This is a genomic window from Synergistaceae bacterium (genome assembly GCA_021372895.1).
Taxonomy (GTDB): Bacteria; Synergistota; Synergistia; order Synergistales; family Synergistaceae; genus JAJFTP01.
In genome coordinates, this window is the sequence record JAJFTP010000095.1 from 23,935 (window position 1) to 50,267 (window position 26,333).

Annotated in this window: 21 protein-coding genes and 1 other RNA gene; 21 read left to right on the plus strand and 1 reads right to left on the minus strand. The window is 47.4% G+C overall.

The window, feature by feature from the left end; translation table 11 throughout:
* Positions 1-5 precede the first annotated feature (5 nt).
* The 11 genes from LLF78_08320 (at position 6) to LLF78_08370 (ending at position 15,446) form a co-directional block, all read left to right on the plus strand.
* Positions 6-2,900, plus strand: coding sequence for a PD-(D/E)XK nuclease family protein (locus tag LLF78_08320; protein MCE5202498.1), 2,895 nt, complete (start codon positions 6-8; stop codon positions 2,898-2,900).
* Positions 2,893-6,519 (plus strand): UvrD-helicase domain-containing protein, encoded by a 3,627-nt coding sequence (locus LLF78_08325; GenBank protein MCE5202499.1) that lies wholly within the window; start codon positions 2,893-2,895, stop codon positions 6,517-6,519. Before LLF78_08320 ends, LLF78_08325 begins: the two co-directional genes overlap by 8 nt.
* A 187-nt stretch (positions 6,520-6,706) precedes the next feature.
* A complete protein-coding gene (locus tag LLF78_08330; GenBank protein MCE5202500.1) occupies positions 6,707-7,042 on the plus strand; it encodes a hypothetical protein in 336 nt (111 codons plus the stop codon).
* Positions 7,020-9,035, plus strand: a complete 2,016-nt coding sequence (locus LLF78_08335) for a V-type ATP synthase subunit I (protein MCE5202501.1) — start codon at positions 7,020-7,022, stop codon at positions 9,033-9,035. The genes LLF78_08330 and LLF78_08335 overlap by 23 nt, the downstream gene beginning before the upstream one ends.
* Before the next feature lie 69 nt (positions 9,036-9,104).
* Entirely contained in the window at positions 9,105-9,605 is a 501-nt protein-coding gene (locus LLF78_08340) for a V-type ATP synthase subunit K (protein ID MCE5202502.1), read from the plus strand.
* 27 nt (positions 9,606-9,632) lie between these two features.
* Entirely contained in the window at positions 9,633-10,217 is a 585-nt protein-coding gene (locus tag LLF78_08345; GenBank protein MCE5202503.1) for a hypothetical protein, read from the plus strand.
* Positions 10,218-10,230: 13 nt separating this feature from the next.
* Positions 10,231-11,247, plus strand: coding sequence for a V-type ATPase subunit (locus LLF78_08350; GenBank protein ID MCE5202504.1), 1,017 nt, complete (start codon positions 10,231-10,233; stop codon positions 11,245-11,247).
* Positions 11,234-11,575: a V-type ATP synthase subunit F gene (locus LLF78_08355; protein MCE5202505.1), complete on the plus strand. Its 342-nt coding sequence runs from the start codon at positions 11,234-11,236 to the stop codon at positions 11,573-11,575. Before LLF78_08350 ends, LLF78_08355 begins: the two co-directional genes overlap by 14 nt.
* Before the next feature lie 20 nt (positions 11,576-11,595).
* On the plus strand, positions 11,596-13,395 hold the full coding sequence (locus tag LLF78_08360; protein ID MCE5202506.1) for a V-type ATP synthase subunit A: 1,800 nt from the start codon (positions 11,596-11,598) through the stop codon (positions 13,393-13,395).
* Complete coding sequence (locus LLF78_08365; GenBank protein ID MCE5202507.1) at positions 13,385-14,803, plus strand: V-type ATP synthase subunit B; 1,419 nt, start codon at positions 13,385-13,387, stop codon at positions 14,801-14,803. Before LLF78_08360 ends, LLF78_08365 begins: the two co-directional genes overlap by 11 nt.
* A 16-nt stretch (positions 14,804-14,819) precedes the next feature.
* Entirely contained in the window at positions 14,820-15,446 is a 627-nt protein-coding gene (locus LLF78_08370; GenBank protein MCE5202508.1) for a V-type ATP synthase subunit D, read from the plus strand.
* Between the two features lie 129 nt (positions 15,447-15,575).
* On the opposite strand, the gene LLF78_08375 is transcribed toward LLF78_08370, so the two are convergent.
* Entirely contained in the window at positions 15,576-16,130 is a 555-nt protein-coding gene (locus LLF78_08375) for a nitroreductase family protein (protein MCE5202509.1), read from the minus strand.
* 192 nt (positions 16,131-16,322) lie between these two features.
* On the opposite strand from LLF78_08375, the gene LLF78_08380 reads away from it, so the two are divergent.
* The 10 genes from LLF78_08380 (at position 16,323) to LLF78_08425 (ending at position 26,324) form a co-directional block, all read left to right on the plus strand.
* Entirely contained in the window at positions 16,323-16,604 is a 282-nt protein-coding gene (locus LLF78_08380; protein ID MCE5202510.1) for a hypothetical protein, read from the plus strand.
* Positions 16,605-16,706: 102 nt separating this feature from the next.
* Positions 16,707-17,059: RNase P RNA component class A (gene rnpB, locus LLF78_08385), an RNA gene on the plus strand.
* A gap of 301 nt (positions 17,060-17,360) precedes the next feature.
* Entirely contained in the window at positions 17,361-17,786 is a 426-nt protein-coding gene (gene mraZ, locus LLF78_08390; protein MCE5202511.1) for a division/cell wall cluster transcriptional repressor MraZ, read from the plus strand.
* Positions 17,783-18,718 carry a 16S rRNA (cytosine(1402)-N(4))-methyltransferase RsmH gene (rsmH, locus tag LLF78_08395; protein ID MCE5202512.1) on the plus strand — a complete coding sequence of 312 codons (936 nt, stop codon included), beginning with the start codon at positions 17,783-17,785 and terminating at the stop codon, positions 18,716-18,718. Before mraZ ends, rsmH begins: the two co-directional genes overlap by 4 nt.
* Positions 18,708-19,115: a hypothetical protein gene (locus LLF78_08400; GenBank protein MCE5202513.1), complete on the plus strand. Its 408-nt coding sequence runs from the start codon at positions 18,708-18,710 to the stop codon at positions 19,113-19,115. The genes rsmH and LLF78_08400 overlap by 11 nt, the downstream gene beginning before the upstream one ends.
* Entirely contained in the window at positions 19,102-20,799 is a 1,698-nt protein-coding gene (locus LLF78_08405; GenBank protein MCE5202514.1) for a penicillin-binding protein 2, read from the plus strand. The genes LLF78_08400 and LLF78_08405 overlap by 14 nt, the downstream gene beginning before the upstream one ends.
* 17 nt (positions 20,800-20,816) lie before the next feature.
* Positions 20,817-22,319 (plus strand): UDP-N-acetylmuramoyl-L-alanyl-D-glutamate--2,6-diaminopimelate ligase, encoded by a 1,503-nt coding sequence (locus tag LLF78_08410; GenBank protein MCE5202515.1) that lies wholly within the window; start codon positions 20,817-20,819, stop codon positions 22,317-22,319.
* 135 nt (positions 22,320-22,454) lie between these two features.
* A complete protein-coding gene (locus tag LLF78_08415) occupies positions 22,455-23,963 on the plus strand; it encodes a UDP-N-acetylmuramoyl-L-alanyl-D-glutamate--2,6-diaminopimelate ligase (protein MCE5202516.1) in 1,509 nt (502 codons plus the stop codon).
* Positions 23,960-25,369, plus strand: coding sequence for a UDP-N-acetylmuramoyl-tripeptide--D-alanyl-D-alanine ligase (locus LLF78_08420; GenBank protein ID MCE5202517.1), 1,410 nt, complete (start codon positions 23,960-23,962; stop codon positions 25,367-25,369). Before LLF78_08415 ends, LLF78_08420 begins: the two co-directional genes overlap by 4 nt.
* Positions 25,359-26,324, plus strand: a complete 966-nt coding sequence (locus LLF78_08425; GenBank protein ID MCE5202518.1) for a phospho-N-acetylmuramoyl-pentapeptide-transferase — start codon at positions 25,359-25,361, stop codon at positions 26,322-26,324. Before LLF78_08420 ends, LLF78_08425 begins: the two co-directional genes overlap by 11 nt.
* The last annotated feature ends 9 nt before the right edge of the window (positions 26,325-26,333 follow it).

A 26,333-nucleotide genomic window follows, 5' to 3' on the forward strand; every position in this document is an offset into this window, starting at 1 on the left:
GCGAGATGTCTTTAGAGGTTGAATCTTATTACAACATCTCCGAGAAACAGTTTCGCCTTGTGCAGCTTTACAATAATCTTAGTGAACGGGCAGTTTTTCTTGTCCCTTCAGGTCTGGACAAAGAGCCTCTGCTGCAGATGATCTCCGACCGCGGCTCATTCTTCGGCAGGCGTCCTTCCATATGGACATGGGGCGAATTTTACCGTGAAACCTCGCCTCTTGACAATAAAAAGACCAGGAGAGTTATCGATCCCCCGGACCATAACCTCATCATCCGATATATCCTTGGCATTTACCTCAAAGAGATGAGGGATAAGGGGGTCAGCCTTCCTGCAGGTGTCACCCATAGAGGGTTTGTATCTGTTCTTGGAGATAACATAAAAGACCTGCTGGCTGAGGAAGTTTCGCCGGAACATCTGAGCGCAGCCCTGTTTGCGGAAGAGGAAGATCCTTCGGCGCCTGAGGCTATACTTCATCGCCTGTATTCGGATTATATAGAGTACCTTCTTGCCAATACGATCGCAGATAATGCACAGATGCCTACGCTTATTAAAGAATCTTTAAGCGGAGAGAATGTTTCTGTATTTGTCCGGAACCATGTATTTATACCGGTTGGCTTTCTTTCTTTCACCGGAGCACAGATCAAGCTTATAAGGGACCTTGGCGATATTACAGAATGTATTCTGATTTTGCCGGAAACCGGGCTTGATAATTTTCATGATGCGATAAAACAGTCGGGATGTGAATATAAAGAGAGGCCGATATGGACGACTAACATCGTAGAGATGTATGCCAATAATTCACACCTGCAGTTTGACGCGATTGCACGTGAACTTGCCCTTTGGGCGCATGGAGCGGGGGGATTCGATAAGCTTGGAGAGCTGGGGGACTACGGAGATGTCGGCATTATGATTGCACCCCGCCACCTCCGTAATATCGAAAATTCTCTCGCGCGTTATAAAATCCCCTTTAACACCCAGGTCCGCGGTTCTGTCGGTGAAACGCAGCTCGGAGGGCTTCCAAAGATGATATGGGATGCATATAAATCGGGCTGGAACACTAATAATACCTCATTTTTACTTTCAAACCCGTTGATCTGCGGTGACGATTTTGACGCTGCCGGAAGCAGGAGATCCTTCCCGGAGGGCTATGATGCATGGGCTAAATTCTTAAACGGCAGGCCGCGCGAGATATTTGAGTCCATGAGTATTCTTTGCTCGGGTCTTTCTGATGGCGGTTACCCCGCAGACATCCTCAGGCTTTGGAGGGATTTTCTTTCTAAACTTGAAATAGCTGATCATACGGCAGAATTGATCGGCGAGGAGATATCGCTTGACAATGTTGTCAAAGATTTGTCGTCCAGCCTCACGGAATTGGATAAAAAAATCGAGATACTGGAAGATATAAAAAGAGACATAGGAGAAGCCGCCAAAATACCTATGCAAGGCGGCGAGGCCGTCTCCTACCTGCTTGACTGGAGCCGCACGGCTACTTTGCCCATATCCCTCCCTCAGAGCCGCTCTGTAACGATCTATGCAGGATCACCTCCTGTTTTGACTTTTCATCGCTACTGGATAATGACCGACGTGGATTACAACACATGGCCGGGAAAGCTGCGCGAATCACCGCTTCTTCGCAATGAATACAAACAGAAAATCAACTCTGACGCAGAAAACAGGTGCAGGGAGCATGAGGGACCAGCCCTGCACATACCGGATATACACGATGAGAGGGAACAGAAAGAGGCTCTTTTCAGGAGACTGATCGCGACTGGCATCAAAGGTACGGTCATCACCCGATCTCTGACGGACTCAAGCGACAGGCCGGTGGGCGAATCACAGTTTATGGCGGCTCTCTTTGATCAGAAATCCAAAAATAGGAAATGGGTCAGGCTTGAACCGGTTGTTGCATACCCCCTCTCTCGCTCGTTGCCGGGTAACGGAGACTACTGTTTCCCGGACGCTGAGGTCAGTATCATAGAGGGTAAAATAAACAGAGGAGATCTGCCGCGAAAGGGTGTCCTCGCGCAGGAAGCCGATGCTGATCCAATTGTATCCCTGAGCTCACTTGATGACTGGATAGCCTGCCCGTATCGCTATTGGTGCGGGAACATCCTGCGGCTCTCTATGCCGTTGAGGGATATTTTTGACACTGCAAAAGCTGGGATTTTTCTTCATTCGCTATGGAAGATGGCATGGGAGGATTATCTTGGAAAACGCCGCAGTTTCATAATACTTATTGAGGCGCATTGGCAGGAGGCACTGAAAAAAGAATATCCTGAACTTGCCGATGACCCGAGGCTCAAAAGACATCAGGAACGGCTGAAAAAACAGGTACTCTCACTGGCAGAGCTTCAGAATGATATAGAAGATGCGATAACGGGAAGAATAAAAGTCGAACTTGAATTTACGCTGCCCGATTATAAAGTTGACGGTGTCATATTCAGAGGGCGCAGCGACAGGATAGACTTTTACAAAGATGGGGCCGTAGTCCTTGATTACAAGTCAAACAAAGCATCCCAGCACCTGAATGAACTTCAGCTTGCAGCCTATTCTGTTATTCTCCGGGAAAAGTGCGCCCTTGAGCCCTTAGGCTATGGATGGCTGGGGCACAGAGACGGTTTGTTGAAGGGATATTTTGCCGATGACTTGATCCGCGAAACATATCACGCCCCAAGGTCTGGCAGGCCCAATGAAAAGAACCTTGGCAAATTCATTGCCGAAGCCGGAACGGCTATGGATATGATGTCTGCTGCGGTAAGGTCAGGGGAATTTCCGGCACTTTATGATTCAGACAAATGCAGGATATGTGAATTTTATCCTCTCTGCAGGAAGCGGGAAGATCCTTACTATGGATCGGATTATGATTCTGCAGAGCAGGGAGGCGACATGGATGACTGATGATAAAGTCCGCGGATCAAGCTGGTGTGATGCGATAACAGGCCTGCCGGAGCAGATGGACGCTATAACAAGTACTGCTTCTCTGACCGTTGTCAGCGCGGGGGCGGGGACTGGCAAGACTCAGACTCTCTCTCAGCGTTTCGCGTGGCTTCTTGCCAATGATCCTGAGTGCAGGGTGGATCAGATACTTGTCCTAACGTTTACCGAGAAGGCGGCAAGGGAGATGCAGTCACGTATAAGGGAAACGATAATAGACTGGCACAGGTGTTATCCCGAGGAACTTTCCCACCTCAGCGTGAGTATCCGTTTCATTGAGGACGCCTATATTTCGACTATTCATTCCTTTGCGATGAAGATAATCCGTGAATCGGGCCTTGTGCTTAATCTTGACCCGGAGGCGGTAATTGTACCGGCTCCGAAGGAGGAAGTCTGGTGGAACGATTTTTCATCAGCTCTTGGTTCTGTCTCAGAAGTTCAGCTTTTAAGCCTGCTTTCCGACGAATGGAAAGCCAGGGCGGAAGAGTTGTTTGCCGATGAGAATTTCAGTGATTTTGTGAACTCATATAGCCCGGCAAAACTTGCCGAGGCCGCAAAGGATGCTGCGGAAACACTGGGGAGCTGCGGTAGAAATCCTGAAGACCTGTGGGATCAGTCTATGGAGCTCCTACTTCAGGACGTTGCAGAAAAACAGGGAATATTCAGAGGAATATGGGATTTGTGGCAGGAAAATGTCTTTCCCGCCGTGAGAGAATTTTTGTACAGTAAACCGGACAAGAGCTTCGAGAAGCTCAGGGATATTGCCATAGAATTCAGCGGCAAAGAGCCTACCAATGAAAATATAGAGGAATTTGCGAGGCTTTTGCTCTTTGAGGGTCTTGCAAAACTGCCCGGCAATTCGAAACAAAAGGCTGCGATCGAGGATGCACTGCAGTCCAAGCTGAAGTCCTGGCGCGACGATACCGCGAAGGATGTACTTATGGCTACCATACCTTCAGAGAGGGAGAATGTCCTTCTCTCCCTGCTGAACCGCACATGCTCAATAGGCTGGCAGTGCTGGGAATCGCTGCGGCACAGGGATGGGATACTCTCGCATAATGACCTTATACGATATGCCGGAGATGTGCTTTTAAAAACTCCTGAGTACGGAACAAAATTCAGGCACATACTAATAGACGAATTCCAGGATACGGACGGACTTCAGGACAACCTGATACGCGCTCTGTGGAGGGAAGGTGTAAATACACTCTTTGTCGTAGGCGATCTCAAGCAGTCCATATATCGATTCAGACATGCTGATTTAAGTATATTCCAGAGATATATCGACATGGCAAAGCAGTCTGAAGACAAATATTACAAATATATAACCCTTGACAAAAGCTTCAGGACAAGAAATGCGCTTATTGAAAGGTTCAACTCGATATTTGGTGAGATATGGAAGAGAGGTCTTGAAGAAGGCACTTCAATGATATATGAGCCTCTTGCCGGACCAGTCTCCGTCCCCTGGTGGGAGCGCAGAAACGAAGAGGTCATCGAGCCTGTGATGGAGGTCCTTTTATCTATCGAGACAAGGGAATTTGATCCGTCCCGTAAGAATAATAAATGGGCGTCAGTTGAGAAAAAAGCGGACATCAGAATCAGGCTGTTTAAGGAACTGGCTGCTAAAATTACAGAAATGCACGAAAACGGCGTAAAGGTATGGGATAAGACGATCAAAGAGGAATATAAGTTCAGATCGGTGCGTTGGAAAGACATAGCCGTCCTTGTGCCGACCAGGACGCTTTACCCCGTTCTGGAGCGTGCATTTGAGTCTTCAGGGGTCCCGTACGTTCTTTGCACGAGCAAGGATTATTTTTCCCGTGGAGAAGTGGCGGACATTATCAATCTTATCTCGCTGCTGGCCGAGCCGGAAAACCCTTTGTACCTTGCGGGTTGGCTCGCGTCACCGTTCAGTGGCGTAGAACCTGATGACGTGCAGAAATATATCCTTTCGGCAGACCGGATCAGAAGAACGATGGAACCAATTTCTCTTGCGGATGTGCTGAGAGCCGAAGCTCCTGCCGTGTGGGAAGGGATCATGCGGCTTAAGAAGTTCGCGGAACTTCGCGGTGTCGGAGATGCGATACTTGAAATACAAAAAACACCGGCCTATCTGAAGGCTTTTGATCCCGAACAGCGCAGGCGTGTCAACGCCAATCTGTCAAGTCTCGCCGATCTTGCCGCAGAGTATGAGATGTCGCAGGGAAGCACTCTTTTGGGCTGTGCCGAATATTTACAGTTCGCAGTCAGCGAGGCCCGGCAGAAAGAGGAGCCCGATGTCACCGACGAGGATCAGGATGCAGTTAACATTCTTACCATACATTCCTCAAAGGGGCTCGAATACCCTATTGTAGCAGTCGCCGGAATTGAGGATGCAGTCCGTCTGTCCGCGGGAATTAATATTTCTGTGAGGTATGGAGTTGTTACTTCAAAACTGCCCGATTTTATGATGGAAGCGGAAGAAAAAGAAGTGAGGACGGTTTCGGGTACATGGTACGCGGAAAAAGAGAAAAAGTCCGCACTTGCAGAGAAGGAACGGCTATGGTATGTGGCGGTTACAAGGGCAAGGGATCGTCTGTTGCTTTGCGGGACAGCATACAGAGACGGCAGGACCTGTGATATTTTACCTCCTGATGAGACAAGCTTCCTTGGACAGGTCACTGCTGCCAACGGATCAGAGCGAAAAATGTGTGATATTGTGTATTTTGAGCGAGGAGAGGAAAGCACTTTTCCCTATAAAAAAGCAAAAGTTAGAGAGGAGGGGAATATACTCCTTAAGCTAAAAACAGTCTCGCCCGCAAAACTTGCGCGCATATCAGCCTCTGCCTATGCGATGCTCTCATGGTGCCCTACAGCATATAGGATTGCCTACAGGCAGGGAAGAGATATGCAATGGACGCTCAAGGGAGGCGAGGGCAGCAGTGGTGCAGAATTTGGCAGTCTTGCCCACTGGATACTCTCGCGCTGGGATTTTAAGGAAGAAACTATCCCTCTTTGGCTTCCGCAATCAGACAGTCCATATTTTGAATCGGCACTAAGAAAGGTCCCTTTTGATCTGAGACATGAATTTAAGTCGAACAAAACAAGAAGAGAACTCGGAGCGATACTTGGCGAATATGCTTTAAGCACAGAGGGGACAAGTCTTGCAGGGCTCATGGTTGGTCCGGGATCAAAACTGATAATGAGGGAGACTCCCTTCCGTGTTCAGGATGGCGATCTGCTACTTGTAGGCGCTACAGACATATTTTGGGAAGATATAAATGGTATCCACGTGAGAGACTGGAAGACGACATCGGAAGAGATTGCCCCAAGCGAATATTATGTGCGGCAGCTTCTATTTTATTGTTATGCGATATGGAAATTCAGACAGAAAGGTAAAATTGAAACTGCTTCAATTGAGGCTGCAATAAACTACCTACGTCCGTCCGGTTCAAAAAAGGAGCCGATTTTTCTAACTACAGACAGGTTTAACGAGGAGGGTTCCAGAATACATAAAGCTGCAGAGGCCGCGCTGTCCGGGAAGTTTATAAAAAATAACGAACACTGCGGTACTTGCCCATGGAGGGCGTATTGCGGAAAATAGTATATTTTGACATAGCATAATTAAATTATGAAAGTATCAAAAATGGATTTCATTAAGTTCAGTGCTTATGTGTGCCCAATTTATGCGAATGTGTGAAAATTGACGCAATTTAAAGAAAAGAGTAAAATCATTTGGTGTTTGTATCAACGGAAAAATTTTTACGGAGTTACGGGGGGAGGTGTGCTTATTGGCAGAGAATCTGGCTCAGGAAATACGGGAACAGGAAGCCATGGCGAAGAGTATGATCGCTGATGCCAAGGCAGAGGCCGCGAAGATGATATCAGCTGCACAGGCTGAGGCAGAACAGGCTGTAAAGACTACAAAACAGCAGTGCCACAGGCAGTGGCGTGAGTCAATAGCCAATGCTGAGAAAGAAGCCGAAGTTAAAGCTAAAGATATACTGCTTAAAGGTGAAGACGAAGCTAAAAAATTTTATGAGAGCAGAAAAGAATCTGTGAAGGAAGTTGCAGATTGGCTGTTAAAAGAGGTGATGAAGACTTATGGCTCTTGCCGAGATGTGTAAGGGAAGGATTGCTGTCCATAAATCTGTTGCAGATGAGCTTGTCGGAAAACTGCAGGCGCTTGGTTGCTGTGAATTTATAGAGCAGCCGGGAACTCCTCTGGACAGCGGAGCTTTAAATTCGTTGCGCTCGAAGCAGCGTCACATTGAAGAACTGCTTACAGATACAAGATTTTTGCTTCGTCTTTTGGAACCATTTGAAAAAAATAAGGAAAACTCTCTGTCCAGAATGTTGGGAGATATCCCTGTTATCACTTTTTCTGAGCTTGCAGCTAAAGTAGATGAAGAAAAATTCAAAGCTTTTGTGGTCAAACTGAGGGAAAAAGAGCGAAAAATGACCGAGCGGCGCGCTGATATCTCGCGCATCAAGGCTTTGCTTGCCCAGATAACCCTTCTCGAATCCATAAAATATCCGCTGGAATTTTTCACTACAGGGACTGATGTCATCGGTGGGGCAGTATACAGTGTGCCGAATAATACAGCTTCCGAAGTCCCGTTGCATCTAGCCGAGGAGCTTGGCGATTTTATCGAGTATCAGGAGCTCCCAGGAGGAGAGCGGGATATGAGCGTGATATTCGCAATACTGTTCCGCAAAGAGGACCAGGATAAGGTCCAGAATATATTCTCTGGTCTTTCTGCAAGCAGGGTTGATATACCAAAGGATTTTGAGCTTACGGCAGAGGAAGAGAAGATAAGGCTGACTGTTTCGCTGGAAATGGCGGAGAAAGAAGAAACTGCTCTTTGCACTGAGATCGCTTCATATGCCGATGAAGGGCTTGATATGGCCCGATACTATGGTGATTATTGGACCATAATTCACGATCGGCTTAGTTCTATGATCTCAGGAATGCCTACGGAAGAGGTTTTTATCTGGTCGTTCTGGATGCCGAAAGAATACTTAAAATTAGTCGAATATACGATCCGGCAATATGAATCACTGATAGAGTTTACATTGACAGAGGCGGATGAAGGCGAAAGCATACCAACTTTACTGAAAAACCCAGCGTGGTCATCGTCTATAGAGCCGCTTACGCTTATGTATGGAACTCCAACATACGGCGGAGTTGACCCCACATCTCTCATGGCACCGTTTTTCTTCCTGTTTTTGGGCATGTGCTTCGGTGATGCCGGCTATGGTCTGTTGCTCAGCGGCATATTTGGATATTTCCTTGTTAAGCATCGGCTCTCTCCTACGCTCCGCAAGTTTTTTATAATGCTCGCGATAGGAATGGGCTGCTCTGTAATAATAGGGGCTCTTACCGGTTCCTGGTTTGGAGACAGCATTACGGCATATCCGTTTTTAAGCTCTCTGGTCCCACTTAAGGATGCGGTGCAGCTGCTTGATCCAATGAATGATCCTATGACTATGCTTATGATTTCATTGGGGCTGGGATTCACACAGGTAATATTCGGGCTGCTTATTGCATTTAAAAGTAATTGGAGTCAGGGGGAACGCTTTGCAGCACTTGCTGATCAGGGAGGGTGGATCGTGTTTCTCTTTGGTCTGCTTCTTACCGGGCTCGGCATGTCTGGAGTAATAAACGGTGTCCTTGCCGGAATATCCAAGTATATAGCGATACTGGGAGCACTGATCCTGGTAATGACTCAGGGGAGGGGAAAGACAGGTATTGTCGGGAAATTATTCTCTGGAGTCTTGAGCCTTTACAACGTTACCGGATATCTCGGAGATGTGCTAAGCTACAGCAGGCTTTTGGCCCTCGGGCTAAGCTCTGCTGCCATTGGGATGGTCATCAATCTGCTCGCAAAACTTGTTGTCGGCACTCCTTATATTGGTATACTTCTTGCAGTGCTGATTTTTGTTGCAGGGCATACATTCAGCATAGCTGTTAACCTGCTTGGGGCGTTTATCCACTCATTGAGGCTTCAGTATGTGGAGTTCTTTGGGAAATTCTATGACGCTAATGGCAAAGATTTTACCCCGCTGTGCAATGCCACACAGTTCGCACGGCTTACCGAAGATCCGGCAGTACATTAGTATCTGTAAGGAATTTTCAGTAAATATAGATTTCAAGATATACATTAACTGAGGAGGTTTTAGTTTACTATGGAAACAATGCTCGCAACAATTTCCGAACAACTTGGTCCCATGCTTGTCATACTTGGCGCAGCACTGGCAGTTGGATTTGCAGGTTCAGGTTCTGCATGGGGTATTGGAATTGCCAATGAAGCGGCGGCAGGAATCATGACTGAGGATCCAAAGAAATTCGGATACGCGCTGGTTCTTCTTGCACTGCCGGGAACACAGGGCATATACGGCCTTCTTGTCGCCGTACTTGCACTGCAGAAGGCAGGTCTTCTCGGAGCAGGCGGTGCTGCTCTTTCGGTATGGCAGGGTCTTGGTATATGTTTTGCATGTCTTCCCATTGCGATATCAGGTTTCTATTCAGCAATATGGCAGGGGAAGTCATCGGCGGCATCCATACTTATGATTGCCAAACGTCCGGAACAGATCGGTAAGGCCGTCATCCTTCCGGCCATGTGTGAGACATACGCAGTTTTTGGGCTTCTGGTAAGTATTCTGATGCTCAACGGAATCAAACTTTAATATAGAAACGGGGAGAAGACAATGTCTTTGGCCCAAATTACAGAAAAAATCAAAAGCGACGCACGGCACGATGCCGATGAGATTCTTTCGAAGGCTAAAGCTCAGTGTGAGCTTATAGCGCAGAGAGCGGCAGAGGAAATAGATACCATCAAATCCGGTTTTGCTCATCGCTTTGAAGTTGAGCGTCCTGAGATATTCCACCGCCGCGAGATAGTAGCAAACCTGGATGTCCGGAAGATGATGCTGCAGTCAAGGCGGGACCTTATTCAGGATGTATACGGAATGACCCTCGAAATGATGAAAAACATGGACAAGGCCGATTATGTCGGCCTCTGTGAAGCTCTTATTGACTGTGCAGTCTCAACAGGAGAAGAAGAAATACAGGTCGGCCCTGATGAGAAATATCTGGATCAGGAATGGCTTGATGCTTACAATGCAAAGCACGGCGCAAAGCTTGTCTTTCATGAGCTCAATGCAGACATCGCAGGGGGGGGCATTCTTGCAAGGGGAAGGATCCGTACAAACTGCTCATGGGATATGCTTATTCAGGTAACTCAGGAAAAACAGGAATCTGACGTTGTAAAGCGTTTGTTCCCATCCGCAGCGGAATGAGAGGGGTGGTCTGATGTCCCGTCAGGAGGCATATGGTTACGCTGTTGCACGGATCCGTGCGATGGAGCATCGCCTTCTTGATGCCGGTGCTCTGCAGAGAATGATTGATGCTGAAGATCCCGCATCAGTACTCAAGATACTTGGGGAGACATCTTATGCTTCAGCGCTGACGTCCCAGACAGGACCGTTGAACTTTGACAAAATCCTTGAGTCTGATCTTCAAGTGACTTACGATGAAGTTCGGTCCTTTGTGCCCGATAAGGTTCTTGTTGATATTATGTGTCTGCATTATGACTTCCACAATGTGAAAGTTTTGCTGAAGAGCATCTTCAACGTGCGGAGCGGCGGCAAGAAAAGGTGGGATCTCCTTACATCACTTGGCTCCTATTCCTTAGATAACATGATCGAAAACATAGAGTCTGAGGACTACCGGCTACTTCCTTTTGGTCTGGATTCCCTTATTCCTAGGTGCATATCAGTTTGGGACCAGACGAAGGATGTCCTTGAAGTTGAACGCATGATTGACGACAGGCTTTATGAGGTCATGCTCCAAGAGGCATCAGAGCTTGATATGCCGGGGATGAAAAGTTGGGTTTGTACAAGAATAGACGGAGAGAACATCCGCACTCTTGTAAGACTTAAACGGTTCAACTTTGACTGTGCCGGAGCGCGTCCCTTCCTTCACGCAGGGGGAGAGCTCGATCTTGACCTGCTGTCATCACTTATAGCAGAGCCATTTGAGGGCTGGGGAAGAACACTTGAATTCTCAGAATTCGGGAAGGTCCTCGGTTCTATAGATGCAACGGGAGGATTCTCAGAGCTGATATTATCTCTGGAAAAAGCTCTGGATGATTTTTATCTTGAAAAGATTGCTATAAGCAGATACAGCTCGTCTGCACCGGAAAACATACCGGTGTATCTGTGGGCGAAAGAAATGGAAGTAAAGAACATCCGTGTAATCTTAGTCTCTAAGGCAAATAAAGGCGACAGGGACATACTGAGGGGGCTTCTGCGTCATGGCTATGTATGATCATGACTCTCCTATGGCTGCGGTAGGAAGCTATGACAGCATACTGCCGTTTAAGGCTATAGGTCTTGACGTTGTTGTTATCACAGAAGAGAACCATGATTCACTCGCGCAAATAATGAATAAATTTGCACGCTCAGGATATGCAGCGCTTTTTTTAGAAGAATCGCTGTTCGCCGAATATCAGAAAGACGTTGATGAAATAGGCGAATCCACTGATATGAGTATAATCCCCGTACCAAACCAGAGCGGTTCCATGGGTGTCGGTCTCAGCTCAATAAGACACAACGTTGAGCGTGCCGTAGGTATGGATATCTTTGGTGTCAAATGATGAAAATGGAGGCGATGTGAGTGGCTAATCCCAATGCCATAGCAGGATTCATCGCAAAAATTTCCGGCCCGCTTGTTATCGCAAAAGGCATGGCTGGAGCCTGTATGTTCGATGTTGTCAGGGTCGGCAATGCAGGTCTTGTCGGTGAAATAATAGAACTTAAGAATGATACTGCTTCTGTTCAGGTTTATGAGGAAACGTCCGGTCTAGCTCCGGGTGAACCTGTGATAAGCACAGGGGAGCCTTTAAGCGTTGAGCTCGCTCCCGGACTTATTGAGGAATTTTTTGACGGGATCCAGCGTCCGCTCAAAAGTATCGAAGAGATGGCGGAGAGTCCATATATCCTTCGCGGTATAAACGTTCCGGCAGTCAGCCGGACAAAGAAATGGGAGTTTATCCCATGTGTCGAAGCAGGTATGGAAGTGGGAACGGGCGACTTTCTGGGGTCTGTACAGGAGACGGTACTGGTCGACCATAAAGTTATGGTCCCGCATGGAGTAAAAGGTAAAATTAAAGATATCAAAAGCGGGAAGTTCACTGTTGAAGAAACTATTGCAGTTATAACGGATGCGAAGGATACAGACCATGAGATCAAACTGCTCCAGAGGTGGCCGGTGCGTAAGCCGCGCCCAGTCGTCAAGCGCCTTGCACCGGAAGTTCCGCTTACTACAGGACAACGTGTTATTGACACTTTCTTTCCTATAGCACGCGGTGGTACTGCGTGTGTACCCGGGCCTTTCGGTTCCGGTAAGACGGTTATCCAGCACCAGCTGGCCAAGTGGGCTGATGCCGAAATAGTCGTTTACATCGGCTGCGGTGAACGTGGAAATGAGATGACGGACGTTCTCCTGGAATTCCCAGAACTTGAAGACCCGCGTTCCGGCCAGCCGCTTATGAAGAGGACTCTGCTTATAGCGAACACCTCCAACATGCCTGTTGCTGCGCGTGAGGCCTCAGTATATACCGGTATCACTATTGCCGAATACTTCCGCGACATGGGGTATTCCGTGGCGCTTATGGCCGACTCGACTTCACGCTGGGCGGAAGCACTGCGGGAGATGTCAGGCAGGCTTGAAGAAATGCCAGGTGAAGAAGGTTATCCAGCATACCTCGGAACACGGCTTGCGTCCTTCTATGAAAGAGCCGGACGTGCGATCTGTTTTGGCAAGGACGGCAGAGAAGGAGCTATTTCAGTCATCGGGGCAGTTTCGCCTCCTGGAGGAGATCTTTCAGAGCCTGTAACACAGAATACCCTGCGTGTTACGAAGGTTTTCTGGGGTTTGGACTCACAGCTGGCATACCAGCGTCACTTCCCTGCTATCAACTGGCTGTCAAGTTATTCTCTCTATACACAGATCCTCGGAGAATACTGGGACGGTTTCTATGATGGAGAGTGGAGTGTCTACAGGACAGAAGCTATGGGACTTCTTGAAGACGAAGATAAGCTCAAGGAGATCGTCCGTCTTGTCGGTGTGGATGCTCTTTCCAAGGAGGAGCGCATGGTGCTTGAGACTTCTAAATCCATACGTGAAGACTTTCTGCATCAGAATTCCTTCCACGAAGTAGATACTTATGCGTCTATGGATAAACAGTTTAAGATGCTGAGGAATATCCTGACCTTCCACCACCTTGGTATGCAGGTGCTCACGCACGGAGGGATGCTCCGCTCAGTGCTGGATCTTCCTGTACGTGATGAGATAGCGCGTATGCGTTATGTGGAAGAGGAAGAAATTGAAAGCCTCGACAAGCTTGAAGATACTATAAAATCTGATCTTGGTAAACTTAGTGCAGCCGGAGGTGAGATCGATGATGTTGCCTAAGGAATATAGAACCATCTCCAACCTTGCCGGCCCGCTCATGATGGTTGAAAAAGTTGAAGATGTAAGTTATGACGAGCTTGCTGAGATCCGCCTTGCAAATGGCGAACGCAGGCGCGGCAGAGTTCTTGAAATTGCTGAGGACAAAGCGCTGGTGCAGGTTTACGAAGGAAGCACCGGTATTGATGTTGAGACGACACAGGTCCGTTTTCTCGGAGATGTTCTTAAACTTCCCGTCTCAAAAGATATGCTGGGTCGCATATTCAACGGGCGCGGCGATCCTATTGACGGCGGAGCACAGATAATCGCGGATGCATACCTTGATGTGAACGGAAACCCGATCAACCCGTACTCAAGGGACTTCCCGTCGGAATTTATCCAGACTGGAATATCAACCATCGATGGTATGAATCCTCTTGTCCGCGGTCAAAAACTCCCTATATTCTCCGGAAGCGGTATGCCGCATAACCAGATGGCAGCACAGATTGCACGCCAGGCAGCTGTCATAAGCGGACATGCCGACTTTGCCGTTGTCTTCGCAGCCATGGGAATTACATTTGAGGAAGCGTCATTCTTCATGGAGGACTTCCGAAAGACAGGCGCACTCGAACGGACGGTAATGTTTGTCAACCTTGCGGACGACCCTGCAATTGAGCGTATTTCAACTCCGCGTCTTGCACTTACATGTGCTGAATACCTCGCATTTGAAAAAGACATGCACGTACTTGTCATCCTGACCGACCTGACTAACTATTGCGAAGCTCTTCGTGAAATATCCGCAGCACGCAAGGAAGTCCCTGGGCGCCGCGGATATCCGGGTTATCTTTACACGGACCTTGCGACTATGTATGAGAGGGCAGGGAGATTACGCGGCAAAAAGGGATCGATCACTCAGCTGCCTATCCTTACCATGCCTGAGGATGATAAAACTCACCCTATCCCTGACCTTACCGGTTATATAACTGAAGGGCAGATCATCCTTGCGCGCGGTCTTCACCGTAAAGGGATCTATCCTCCTGTGGACGTAATGCCATCACTTTCGAGACTCAAGGACAAGGGAATAGGCAAAGGCAAGACAAGAGAAGACCACGCCGACCTCATGAACCAGCTCTTTGCGGCCTACTCGCGCGGGAAGGAAGCTAAAGAACTTGCCGTCATTCTTGGCGAGAGCGCACTTTCAGAAGAAGATAAGGCTTTCGCAAAGTTTGCCGACCTCTTTGAAGATAGGTATGTTCGCCAGGGTGAATACGAAAACAGGGCAATAGAAGATACGCTCCTGCTGGGGTGGGAGCTCCTTACCATTGTTCCGGTAAGGGAGCTTAAACGTGTCAGGGATGAATACATCGAGAAGTATCTGAAACCGCTCTTAGAAGCGCATGAGGATCAGACTTTAGAGATGCTTGACGTATAGGAAGGGGTGACCTCGCATGGCGAAGGCGCTAAATGTCAACCCTAACCGCATGGAGCTTTCGAAGCTCAAAAGACAGCTTGTCGTTGCCAAGAGGGGGCACAAGCTTCTCAAAGATAAGCAGGATGCGCTTGTCAAGGAATTTCTTGCGAGGGCCAGGGCGGTATGGGATCTCCGGAAGGAAATAGAAAGTGAAATAAGTGCATGTTATGCCGGATTTTCACTTGCCCGCGCTCAGACACTGCCTCAGATGCTCGAGCAGTCGCTTATGAACGCAGGCGGAAACATGAGAGTAAATGTGAAATTCATCAATATAATGAGTGTCAATGTTCCGTCTTTTACACTTCCGGAGCAGCCGGCAGAGCTTAGCTACGGGCTCGCTACCTCTCCCGGAAGTCTTGATGTAGCGCTGGAACAGTTCCTTAAGCTTATGCCAAGGCTGGTGAGGCTTGCAGCCGAAGAAAAGGCACTGAAGTCAATGGCCCTTGAAATCGAAAGGACAAGACGTCGTGTCAACGCGCTTGAGCATGTTATGGTTCCGTCATTTACCGAGGCAATACGCTCTATTTCTATGAAGCTTGAGGAGATGGAACGTTCGACTCTCTCCCGTCTGATGGTTATAAAGGAAATTGTCCGCTCCCACTGATTGGAAGAAGTAAAACTAACATTTTTCTAATTAACATTTGAAGCCCGATCGCAGACGCAATATCAAAGCGTCTTCCGACCGGGCTTATTTGATGCGGTTTTGTCCGGGATATATTACTGCATGGTTTGATTATCTGCAGTAGTTGATATTATCGACTTGCTGCTGTCTGGGTTGTGAGAATTTATTATCATCGCCTTCCTTATACCCTGTGATAAGGCCGCAGGTAGGAATAAAGGCCTCGGGTATATTAAGGCGGTCTTTGATCGTCTTGTCATTGCATATTGTGGATATAGGAGACACTACGTAGCATGACCCCAGACCAAGGGCTGTGGCTGCGTTTGCAGCGTTTGTTGCCGCACAGGATGCTGTTGCTGCCTGACCAAAGGGATTCTTGTCCCTGACAGAGAAAAGCAGAAGCAACGGGGCCCCGTAGAGGGGCTGGTATCCCGGCAGGTTCGCTCTGCCTACGAGAAAGTCATTGCCTGAGTTTTTCATTGCAATCAGCGTCTTATTGTTGATATCGCTGAGCAGATCGCGATTTTCTATAACTGTGATGTGGAGATCCCCTGTTTTAGGGGCATTATTGGCTGCTTTGAGAAGCACATCGATCTTCTCCTGTTCAACAGGCTTTATTGAGTAGCTGCGCACGCTTCTTCTTGAGATCATTGCTTGAATTGCATCCATGAAGGATCCCTCCCAATTTTTACTGATATATACTGATATGTATTATATACCAGACTTTTGCGGCGACATTTCTTCTTTGTATTTTTTTCGGTAAATTTGCTTAATTTTTATAATTTTAAAGATTTATCAAGTTAAAGTGTTATAATGTAACAACGTTAAATAGGTTATAGATTTTTAAGGGAGGGAAAATAAATGGAAAAAATTATTGAAACATTATTTACATGGCTTGCGGTTGGGGTTGTATTTTATGTTTTATCTTACGTCCTCTATAACATCTCTAAAAGCGGGGAGAAGCTGTCTGAGGGGCGCTTATCCGCGATTATGATATACGGTTCATTGATGTTACTGACAGCAGGAGGCATATATGTGCTCACTAAAGAGCGCGGAATAATTGCATCAATATTGCTATTTATTGTAATTGCTGTCATTGGGTGGGTAACCAATAAAAAGACAGTTGGCCAGGCAGGGGTTTAACCTTTGACCATCCATGAGTAACAGTTATATGGCTGTTGTTTTATATAAAGGCAGCCTCGAAAAGGAGATCCTTTTTTATTTCTTATCTGCTATACTTTATTCGGGAGTACTTAGTCCAGCCGCCGGCGCGTAAGCGCGGGAGGAAAGTCCGGGCTTCACAGGGCAGGGTGCAGGAGAAATTCCTGCGAGTGCAAACTCAGGGAAAGTGCCGCAGAAAGTATACCGCCCGTTTCGGCGGGCAAGGGTGAAAAGGCGGGGTAAGAGCCCACCGGCCGCAAGGGCGACCTTCGGGCCTGGCAAACCCCATCCGGAGCAAGGTCGAATAGGGGAGGATGAGGCTGCCCGCTGACTCCCGGGTACGACCGCTCATTCCCGTCCGTAAGGGCGGGGTTAGATAAATGGCTGGAAGAGATCAATATCTCTTACAAAACCCGGCTTATCGAGTGCTCCCGCTTAAATAGTGGCGACAGGTTTCAATAAAAACCTGTCGCCACTATTTTTTTATCTTTTGACGGTTATTACTTTAATTTTTGTTGTTATTGTTAATTTCATTGTATGCATACATGAAGTCTGCCTTATAATTTCCAGTCTCTATTTCGCCTACAAAAACCAGTCACAATCAATAAAAAACAGAATAATGAGCCTAAATAATCAATTATGTTCATTGCAATATATTTGAAAGTATTGCAACAAATGGTTCTTGCGTATAAGGTGGGGCAAAGTGGTAGAAAGTGTATGAAAGTGGGTGAATTATTGATGCTGGTGGGAAGTTACAACCATAAGCTGGATGGTAAAGGCAGAACTGTTTTACCCGCACGCTTCAGGGGTGAACTGGGAGACTCTGTCGTTGCGACCATCGGCATCGACCGCTGTATAGCCCTTTATCCGATCTCACGCTGGGAAGAGCTGCTTTTAAAGCTTAAGGATCTTTCTTCATTCAAGAAAAAGACGCGTGATTTCCGCAGGGTCCTTCTATCTATGGCAACAGAACAGGAAATAGACGGGGCCGGACGTATCCTTCTTCCCGGTATACTCAGGGAATATGCGTGTGTAGAGCAGGAGATCACCCTGATTGGAGCAGAGGATCATATCGAGATCTGGGATACGAAGAAGTGGGAAGAACACCGTAACGAAGTTCTCTCTGACTTCAGCGACCTCGCAGAGGATCTGGAGGATATATGAAAGAACATGTTTCGGTAATGGTAAATGAGGTCCTTGAGGCACTGCAGCCGTGGGATTCGGTCATAACAGTCGTAGATGCAACACTTGGGCTTGGCGGACACGCTGGGCACATCCTTAAAAACTGCGTGAATGCAAATGTTATCGGTTTTGATCAGGATCCATATGCCAGGACAATTGCAGCGGAGAATCTTGCAGAATTTAATGGGCGCATTGAGATAGTGGCAGATAATTTCAGGCATATTGAAAAACTGGCGGAACGCGATGAATGGCAGGGTGCATCTGCAGTCTTTTTTGACCTTGGCGTCTCCAATCTCCAGCTTACGGATTCAGAACGGGGTTTCTCATTTCAAGAAGACGGTCCTCTTGATATGAGAATGGATGGGGCTGAACACTGTAACAGTGAACTTACGGCAGAAGACATGCTGGCTCAATGGTCCATCAGAGACCTGACTCGGATATTCAGGGATTTTGGAGAAGATCCCTTTGCCTATCAGATAGCCAGAGGGATAGTCAGAAACAGGGAACAGGGAGGAAGCGTACATACAACAGGAGAGCTTGTTGAACTTATAAGGAAGATATTACCGGCTCCTGTGCAGAGAAAGATGGGCGGTCATCCTGCGAGGAAAATTTTTCAGGCACTCAGAATAGCAGTAAATGACGAAATTAATGCGCTAAACGAGGCTCTTGACGGGTCGGCAAAAATACTTGCACCGGGCGGAAGGGTGATTGTCATATCTTACCACTCCCTTGAGGACAGAATGGTAAAACAGCGTTTTCGCAAGTGGCAGGAGTCCGGGATGGGCGAGCCGAAGCCAAGAAAGGCGATTATCCCCTCTGATGGAGAAGTGGAAGCAAATTATAAATCAAGGAGCGCCAAACTAAGGATTTTTAAGGCTAATACAACAAAGGAGGCAGCAGCAAATGCGATATAAAGAATGCAGACACGAATCGGAAAAAACTTATTCTTCTATTTTTGTGATCAGTTTTTTGTGTGTGTTTCTTTGTGCGGCCGCCCTTGGTTCTCTCAGACTTTATGGCCTTTATCTTGAACATAGGATCTCGGAGACTACCGGTCGTATTGAGATCTGCAGGGAAAAGAACCTTGTTATGTCCCGGCATTATTCCGAACTGCTATCCCCGGCAAGAATATACAGCTATGCACGTGAAAAACTCGGCATGGTCAATGCGCAAAATGTGCAGACAATTTATCTGGACGGCAAGGCAGTCTTAACAGCCAAGGCGTTGATGACGCCTGCCGGAGTTGAAGAAAAGACTGGCTTTCTGGATTACTTTAATCCTTTTGTAAGGGTGGCACATGCCAAGAATTAGAAAATATGAGCCGGAAGAATGCCGGCGTTCCAAGTCAGTATGGTATGCCGTATATCTGATCCTCGCGGTCCTTGCATTTGGTACGGCATATATACAGCTAAAGCCGGACGGCAGGATCGTAAGGCAATCTCAGAAACAGTATTGGGCAAATGTGGCAGTCAGTGCTTCAAGGGGAGATATAGAAGACCGGAATGGGATACCCCTCGCAGTTTCTGTCCCTGCCACTAGTTTTTTTATAGACCCTAAGTATTGGGATCCAAATAACGCCGATGACCTCAGACCATTTTTTGGGGATAAAGTTGCCAAGAGGTTCTCTAAACAACTTCCCGGCCGCTTCTATTGGGTAGCGAGAAATATCACAAAAGAGAAGGCGGATTTACTGGCGGCTAAAAAGATTCCAGGTCTATATACTTTAAGTGAGAAAATAAGGGTTTATCCGCACGGGCAGTTAGCGTTTCATATTCTCGGCTTCTGTGACATAGATGACTATGGGCTGGCAGGAGTGGAGCTGGCTTGGAATCACATACTTTTTTCCCCTCCCAGGACAAGGTTCCTTACCAGGGATTCAAAGGGGGCCACTTTGGATATTATGGGAGGCAGATCCGGCATAGTTAAGAATACCTCCGGTTCTATAAAGCTTACATTAGATTCGCGGATTCAGCAGATCATAGAGTGGCGGCTTATAGAAGGAGCCAAGGCAGCCGGAGCAGGATGGGCTGCCGGTGTATGCGTAGATCCTTCGACGGGGGCCATCGTTGCCCTTGCAAGTTATCCAGCTGTTGACCCTAACAACAGAAAAAATTTAAGAAACAAGGAAGCGTTAAGAAATAATGTAGTGGGGCGGGTATTTGAGCCAGGGTCGATATTCAAACCTGTAACGATGGCCATTGCCATGGAGACGGGATCCGTATCGGGCAGCAGCCGCTTCAATTGTACAGGGACTATACATATTGCGGATAAAACTATAAGCGACGTAAATAGGAAAGCACATGGAATACAGGACCTGACACATGTCCTTATGAATTCATGCAACATCGCGATGTCGATGATGTCTATGGGTGTTCCGAAACATCAGGCATATGGAATGCTGAAGCAGTTTGGTTTCGGTGAAAAAACAGAAGTGGAGATATCCGGTGAGGAATTGGGCCTGATAAAATCCCCGGAAGAATGGTTGGGCATAGTTCCAGCGAATGTCTTTATCGGGCAGGGGATAGCGGTCACTCCGCTGCAGGAGGTAATGGCGATTGCCAGCATCGCCAACGGCGGATTTCTGCTTAAACCATATATTATCGACGAAGTGCGGGACAGTAATGGTAAGTTGATACACAAAGGCTGCAGGAGGGTCAGATATCAGCCAATTTCAAAACAGACAGCGAGCTTTATCAGAAGCGCAATGAAGATGGTTGTAAGCGATGGCGGTGGTAAGGGCGCTTTTTCGCAGAAGACATCTATCGCAGGAAAGACCGGCACCGCACAGATATCCTCAGGCGGCGAATATTCCAAAGGACATTATGTTGCCTCCTTTGTCGGATTCTGGCCGGCAGAAAAGCCAAGATATGTAATGCTGATAAGCATAGGAGAACCAAAAGGAGCAAAATATTATGGGGGGCAGCTGTCCGCACCTTTGTTCAAATCCATAGTTGAAGATATAATCGACATCGCTCCCGGAGAAATACAAAATTAGCTTGGAGGTGCCCGCAGGTGAAGTTCAACAGATTAATAGCCTTACTTCAGAACAGTTCGCTGGACATCAGGGTATATACCCCGGAGGGAATGTGTGCCTTTGATCCTGAGATAACAAAGGTTGTTTCCGATAGCAGAAAGATTGTAAATGATTCACTTTTTGCGTGTGTGGAGGGAGAACACATAGATGGGCATCATTACGCTGCAAAAGCCGTAGAGGATGGGGCATCTGCGCTTCTATGCCAGCGTCAGCTTGACATTCCTGTGCCCCAGATAATCTGCGCCGACGTGCGGCGCAGCATGGGGGTCGTAGCGTCCATTTTATATGGGGCCCCGCTTTCGAAGCTGACTATGATCGCGATAACCGGCACCAACGGGAAAACGACCTCAACCTTTATGACAAAATCAATACTTGAAAATGCAGGAATAAAAACAGGGTTGCTTGGCACCGTATACTACGACGACGGAGATGTCCTTGAGGATGCGGAGCATACAACGCCTGAGGGTTCAGATCTCCAGTACTGGCTTTACAGGATGGTCAACAATGGCTGCGATGCCTGCGTTATGGAGACCTCCTCGCATGCGATCGTACAGGGGCGCATTGAAGGGGCTTTATATGACAGGGCGGGTTTCACTAATCTGAGTGTCGACCATCTTGATTATCACGGAGATATGGAGTCCTATTTTCTTGCCAAAAAAACCCTGTTCGACTGTTATATGCGCAATAACTGGCGTGCCGCAGTGAATATAGACGACGCGTATGGAGCGAGGCTTTTCAAAGAGCTTGGCAACCGTGCTGTTGGGTTCAGCATAAAAGACAGCAGTGCACATTTTTTTGCAGCAGTAACAGGTACATCAATAGAAGGTATGGATGTAAAAATCAAGATACCTGATTCTGATGCCATGGAATTTATCAGGCTGCCGCTTCTTGGTGAGTACAATATCCTGAACGCGCTTCAGGCTCTTTCCCTTGCGTGGACCCTCGGTGTAAGCAAAGAGACGGCGCTTGATGGGTTGCTTAAAATGGGGCAGATACCAGGTAGATTGGAGCGTTACCTTATAAATGGATCAGGCTCATGTGTGATAGATTTCGCACACAGCCCTGACGGGCTCGAGAAAGTCCTGACAGCCCTGCGTCCCGTATGCAGGGGGAAACTGTATGTCGTATTTGGTGCGGGCGGCGACAGGGATAAAACGAAACGTCCGCTGATGGGAGAGATAGCGACAAGGCTTGCCGACAGCGTAATAATAACTTCTGACAATCCTAGAAGCGAAGATCCTGATATTATTGCGTCTGAGATAGAATCTGGCGCGAAAAGACATTCGACGGAATATAAGGTCATAGTGGACCGCAGGACTGCAATATATGAAGGTCTGAACAGCCTGAAGCCGGATGATGTACTGCTCATTGCAGGGAAAGGACCGGAACGCTATCAGATATTAAAAGACGGTCCTATACCGTTTCTTGATAAAAATATAATGCTGGACTGGTGCCGCCTTAATAATAAACAGGTCATCTAATGGTTGTCACCAGGCCATAAAAGGCCGAAAGTGCGGGGAAGAAAACCATTTATATATACAGCAGGTTTTATGTGTAATGTTGTTTAATTTTGAAGCTAAAAACAAGGCCGATGTATCGCCAGAGGGGTGTTTCGCATGAAGTTGAACAAGTTGCTGGCTCTACTGGAAAAAAACGCTCTGGATGTGAAGATTTACACAACGGTCTCTGATATCGAATTAGAGAAAATTGAGATTGTAAAATTAGTTTCCGACAGCAAGATGTCGGAGCCGGGTACGTTATTTGCATGCGTAACAGGAGAACACAGCGATGGCCACGATTACGCGGCAGGTGCCGTTGTCTCCGGCGCATCGGCACTTCTTTGCGAACGTCCTCTCGGTATAGATGTGCCACAGATAATTTGTCGCGATGTACGCCGTAACATGGGGAAGGTCGCGTCCCTGCTATATGAGAGCCCCCTTTCGAAACTTATTATGATTGCAGTCACCGGCACTAACGGGAAGACGACGTCTGTCTTTATGACCAGATCCATACTCGAGAATGCAGGCATAAAGACAGGAATGCTTGGCACTGTATGTTGCAATGACGGTAATTTATCCGAAGATGCCGAGCACACGACCCCGGAAGGCTCGGACCTGCAGCACTGGCTTTACAGGATGGTTCGCAATGACTGCAGGGCTTGTGTTATGGAGGCATCCTCCCATTCGATAGTGCAAGGGCGACTGGAGGGGGTGCTTTACGACATGGCAGGCTTTACTAACTTGACAGTGGATCATCTTAATTATCACGGTGACATGGAATCCTATTTTAAGGCGAAGAAGACACTGCTTGACAGCTATATGCGTGGCAACTGGCGCGTTACTGTAAATATTGACGACATATACGGGGCCAGGCTCTTTAAAGAGCTTGGCAGCAGAGCTGTCGGCTATAGCATGAAGAACAGGGATGCCATGTTTTTTGCGGCTGTAAAAGGGGCTTCTACGGAAGGAATGGATGTGGAAATCAAAACGCCGTATTCTGGTATCGCCGAAACATTCAGATTGCCGCTTCTGGGCGAGCATAACGTGATGAATGCGCTGCAGGCCATCTCCCTTGCCTGGACCCTTGGCATCGGCGAAGAGGAGGCTCTTAATGGCTTAGTTAAGATAAAGCGGGTGCCAGGGAGACTTGAACACTATATGATAAATGGAGTGGGGACATGCGTGATAGATTTCGCGCACAACCCGGATGGGCTTGAAAAAATTCTTACCGCACTGCGTTCTGTTTGCAGGGGAAAACTTTATGTCGCTTTTGGGGCAAGCGGTGAGAGCGACAAGTCAAAACGTCCTTTAATGGGTGAAGTAGCGGCGAGACTTGCCGATGGAGTAATAATAACCTCTGACAACCCGAGAAGCGAAGACCCATTTGTTATCGCATCCGAGGTAGAGGCAGGAGCCAAGAAACATTCAACTGACTATAAAGTGATATTGGACCGTGAATCTGCTATATATGAAGGGTTGAACTGTATCACGCCTGACGATATTTTACTTCTTGCGGGCAAGGGGCCTGAATGCTATCAGATATTAAAAGATGGTCCCATTACGTTCCAGGATAAGAATATAATGCTTGAGTGGTGCCGTTTGAACAGCAGGGAGGTGATGCAATGAAGCATGCGGTAATGGCATCTGAGGCTGCCGGATGGTGCGGGAGCAGTCTCTATGGCCCTGATACACAGATATGCCGCGTATGGAAGAGCGACAGCAGGGATATCGCTCCGGGGGACGCTTTCGTTGCTTTGAAAGGTGCCAATGTTGACGGGCATATGTTTGTCCGTCAGGCCATAGACAGAGGAGCAAGACTTCTCCTTGTGAACCTCTCTGAGATGGAGAGGCTGAGCCATGAGTGTCCCGGTTTCAGTGGGGTATCTGTTGTTGCGGTTCCCGACACATCTTCTGCTCTTGTAAGGATAGCACAGATGTATCTTGAGGTGCAGGATCCAAAAGTCATAGGCATCACCGGCAGTGTGGGAAAGACTACAACCAGAGAGCTGGTAGTATCTGTGCTGAAACGCAGGTATAAGGTCCACAGCGCAATAAGAAGCTTCAATACTGTCATAGGGTGCAGCCTGACAATACTGGCAATGTCTGAGGATACTGATATTCTGGTACTTGAACTTGGCACTAACCATTTCGGGGAGATAAGTGAGATGGTTTCGTTGTTCCCGCCTGATTTTGTAATAATCACAGAGGTCGCACCCGCACATCTTGAAGGTTTTGGGAATTTAGAGGGAGTATTGCGGGCAAAGCTTGAGATATGCAGTTCCGCAAAACTGACAGGTATTATTTATAATGCTGATAATTTCATCTTGAATGAATATATGTCTTATAATTTTAATAATATTTTAAAAATCACTGTTGGAAAAAGGAAAAATGCGGATATTAGAATTATAGGTGTCAATGTATCACTGGGGAGTAGCGGAGGAAGGACTGTCGCTGATTTTTCAAGCAAGGACGGATTTTTCACTGCAGAAGCGCCTCTTTTCGGCATGCATCATGCTTATAATATGGGTTACGCTTATGCGGCAGGGAAATATTTCGGTATCTCGGAGGAAGATATAAGAGCATCGCTTGCCGGATCAAAGCCTATCGCCGGCAGAGGCATATGTAAAAAGCTGAAAAATAATTCATGGGTCATCGATGAATCGTATAATGCCAATCCAAGTTCCATGGGCGCCGCGATAGATAATGCGCTTGGTATTGCGGGAGCGCAGAAATACAAAATGTACGCAGTGCTGGGCGGAATGAAGGAACTGGGGGAGGACTCAGCATTCTGGCATCAGAAGATGCTCGACAAACTTATCGGGTTTGAAAAAGTGTTTCTCCTCGGGGATGAATGGTATGCGGGATCGCTTCTGCTGCCTGCAAATACCGAACGATCCAGAACGTTTGAGGAGATAATGGAAAAGGTCGCGGCATGCAGAATTTCAGATGGCGTGATTCTTATAAAGGGCTCAAATTCTTATGGGCTCAAGAGGTTGGTTGCCCTGCTCACGGAGGGACCCGATGTTTATTGAATTTGTTTTGATCTTTCTCATGTCTATGCTGACCGAGATATTTCTTCAGAGTATCTGGATGGCAAAGATGCACGGTTTAAAGATAGAACAGGTGACCAAACTTTATGGTCCGAGCTGGCATGAGAAAACAAAGATGGGCACACCTACTATGGGCGGCATAGTCTTTATCCCGGTATTGGTGCTGTCTCTCTGTGCCGCAGGCTATATTGATAAAAGTATATCTTTTGAAGCTGCCGTGAGGATCGTCACGTATCCTGTTCTTGCTGCTGCGGTAGGATTTCTTGACGATTGGCTCAAATACAGCAGGCATTCAAGTGATGGCTTGAAGAGCATGGAAAAACTCCTGCTGCAGGCCGCTGTCACAATACCATGGGCTGTCTGGGCAGTTCCAGGATCTCTTGAACTGTTGCCGGGGTTTGTAATTAACCGTATAGCTGCTGTAGTTCTTGTTGCTTTTGCCGGTATCGGTCTTCAGAACGCTGTAAATGTAACAGATGGCCTGGACGGTCTTGCTGCAGGCTGCTCTTTCATATCCTTTGCAGGGGCCCTTGTTTTCCTTGGAGGAGAGCCTGCCGTAACTATGACAATAGCATCAGCCTGCGGTATCTGTCTGGGGTTTCTATGGCATAACGCAAATCCTGCAAGTGTCTTCATGGGCGATGTGGGCGCGCATTTTTTTGCAGGGCTTTTGCTTTCACTCTGTGTGTATTCAGGATTTCTGCTTCTTATAATTCCTCTCGGCTTTATATTCGGGGTCGAAATAATTTCTGTTGCTATACAGATAATAGCTATCCGCAAATTTAAGAAAAAAATTTTTTTAATGAGTCCGGTGCATCATCATTTTGAGATGCTTGGATGGAAAGAGACACAAATTGTGACACGTTTCTGGATAGTACATATTGCAGGCATGTGTCTCTGCATGGTCCTCCTTTTTTTATTGGTGTTTTGGGTATAAAATATCTGT

Bases quoted from the DNA above. Each gene is read 5' to 3' on its own strand.
- LLF78_08320 (MCE5202498.1), top strand. From the start codon at position 6: ATGTCTTTAGAGGTTGAATCTTATTACAACATCTCCGAGAAACAGTTT.
- LLF78_08325 (MCE5202499.1), top strand. From the start codon at position 2,893: ATGACTGATGATAAAGTCCGCGGATCAAGCTGGTGTGATGCGATAACA.
- LLF78_08335 (MCE5202501.1), top strand. From the start codon at position 7,020: ATGGCTCTTGCCGAGATGTGTAAGGGAAGGATTGCTGTCCATAAATCT.
- LLF78_08340 (MCE5202502.1), top strand. From the start codon at position 9,105: ATGGAAACAATGCTCGCAACAATTTCCGAACAACTTGGTCCCATGCTT.
- LLF78_08350 (MCE5202504.1), top strand. From the start codon at position 10,231: ATGTCCCGTCAGGAGGCATATGGTTACGCTGTTGCACGGATCCGTGCG.
- LLF78_08355 (MCE5202505.1), top strand. From the start codon at position 11,234: ATGGCTATGTATGATCATGACTCTCCTATGGCTGCGGTAGGAAGCTAT.
- LLF78_08365 (MCE5202507.1), top strand. From the start codon at position 13,385: ATGTTGCCTAAGGAATATAGAACCATCTCCAACCTTGCCGGCCCGCTC.
- LLF78_08370 (MCE5202508.1), top strand. From the start codon at position 14,820: ATGGCGAAGGCGCTAAATGTCAACCCTAACCGCATGGAGCTTTCGAAG.
- LLF78_08375 (MCE5202509.1), bottom strand. From the start codon at position 16,130: ATGGATGCAATTCAAGCAATGATCTCAAGAAGAAGCGTGCGCAGCTAC.
- LLF78_08380 (MCE5202510.1), top strand. From the start codon at position 16,323: ATGGAAAAAATTATTGAAACATTATTTACATGGCTTGCGGTTGGGGTT.
- mraZ (MCE5202511.1), top strand. From the start codon at position 17,361: ATGCTGGTGGGAAGTTACAACCATAAGCTGGATGGTAAAGGCAGAACT.
- rsmH (MCE5202512.1), top strand. From the start codon at position 17,783: ATGAAAGAACATGTTTCGGTAATGGTAAATGAGGTCCTTGAGGCACTG.
- LLF78_08400 (MCE5202513.1), top strand. From the start codon at position 18,708: ATGCGATATAAAGAATGCAGACACGAATCGGAAAAAACTTATTCTTCT.
- LLF78_08405 (MCE5202514.1), top strand. From the start codon at position 19,102: ATGCCAAGAATTAGAAAATATGAGCCGGAAGAATGCCGGCGTTCCAAG.
- LLF78_08415 (MCE5202516.1), top strand. From the start codon at position 22,455: ATGAAGTTGAACAAGTTGCTGGCTCTACTGGAAAAAAACGCTCTGGAT.
- LLF78_08420 (MCE5202517.1), top strand. From the start codon at position 23,960: ATGAAGCATGCGGTAATGGCATCTGAGGCTGCCGGATGGTGCGGGAGC.
- LLF78_08425 (MCE5202518.1), top strand. From the start codon at position 25,359: ATGTTTATTGAATTTGTTTTGATCTTTCTCATGTCTATGCTGACCGAG.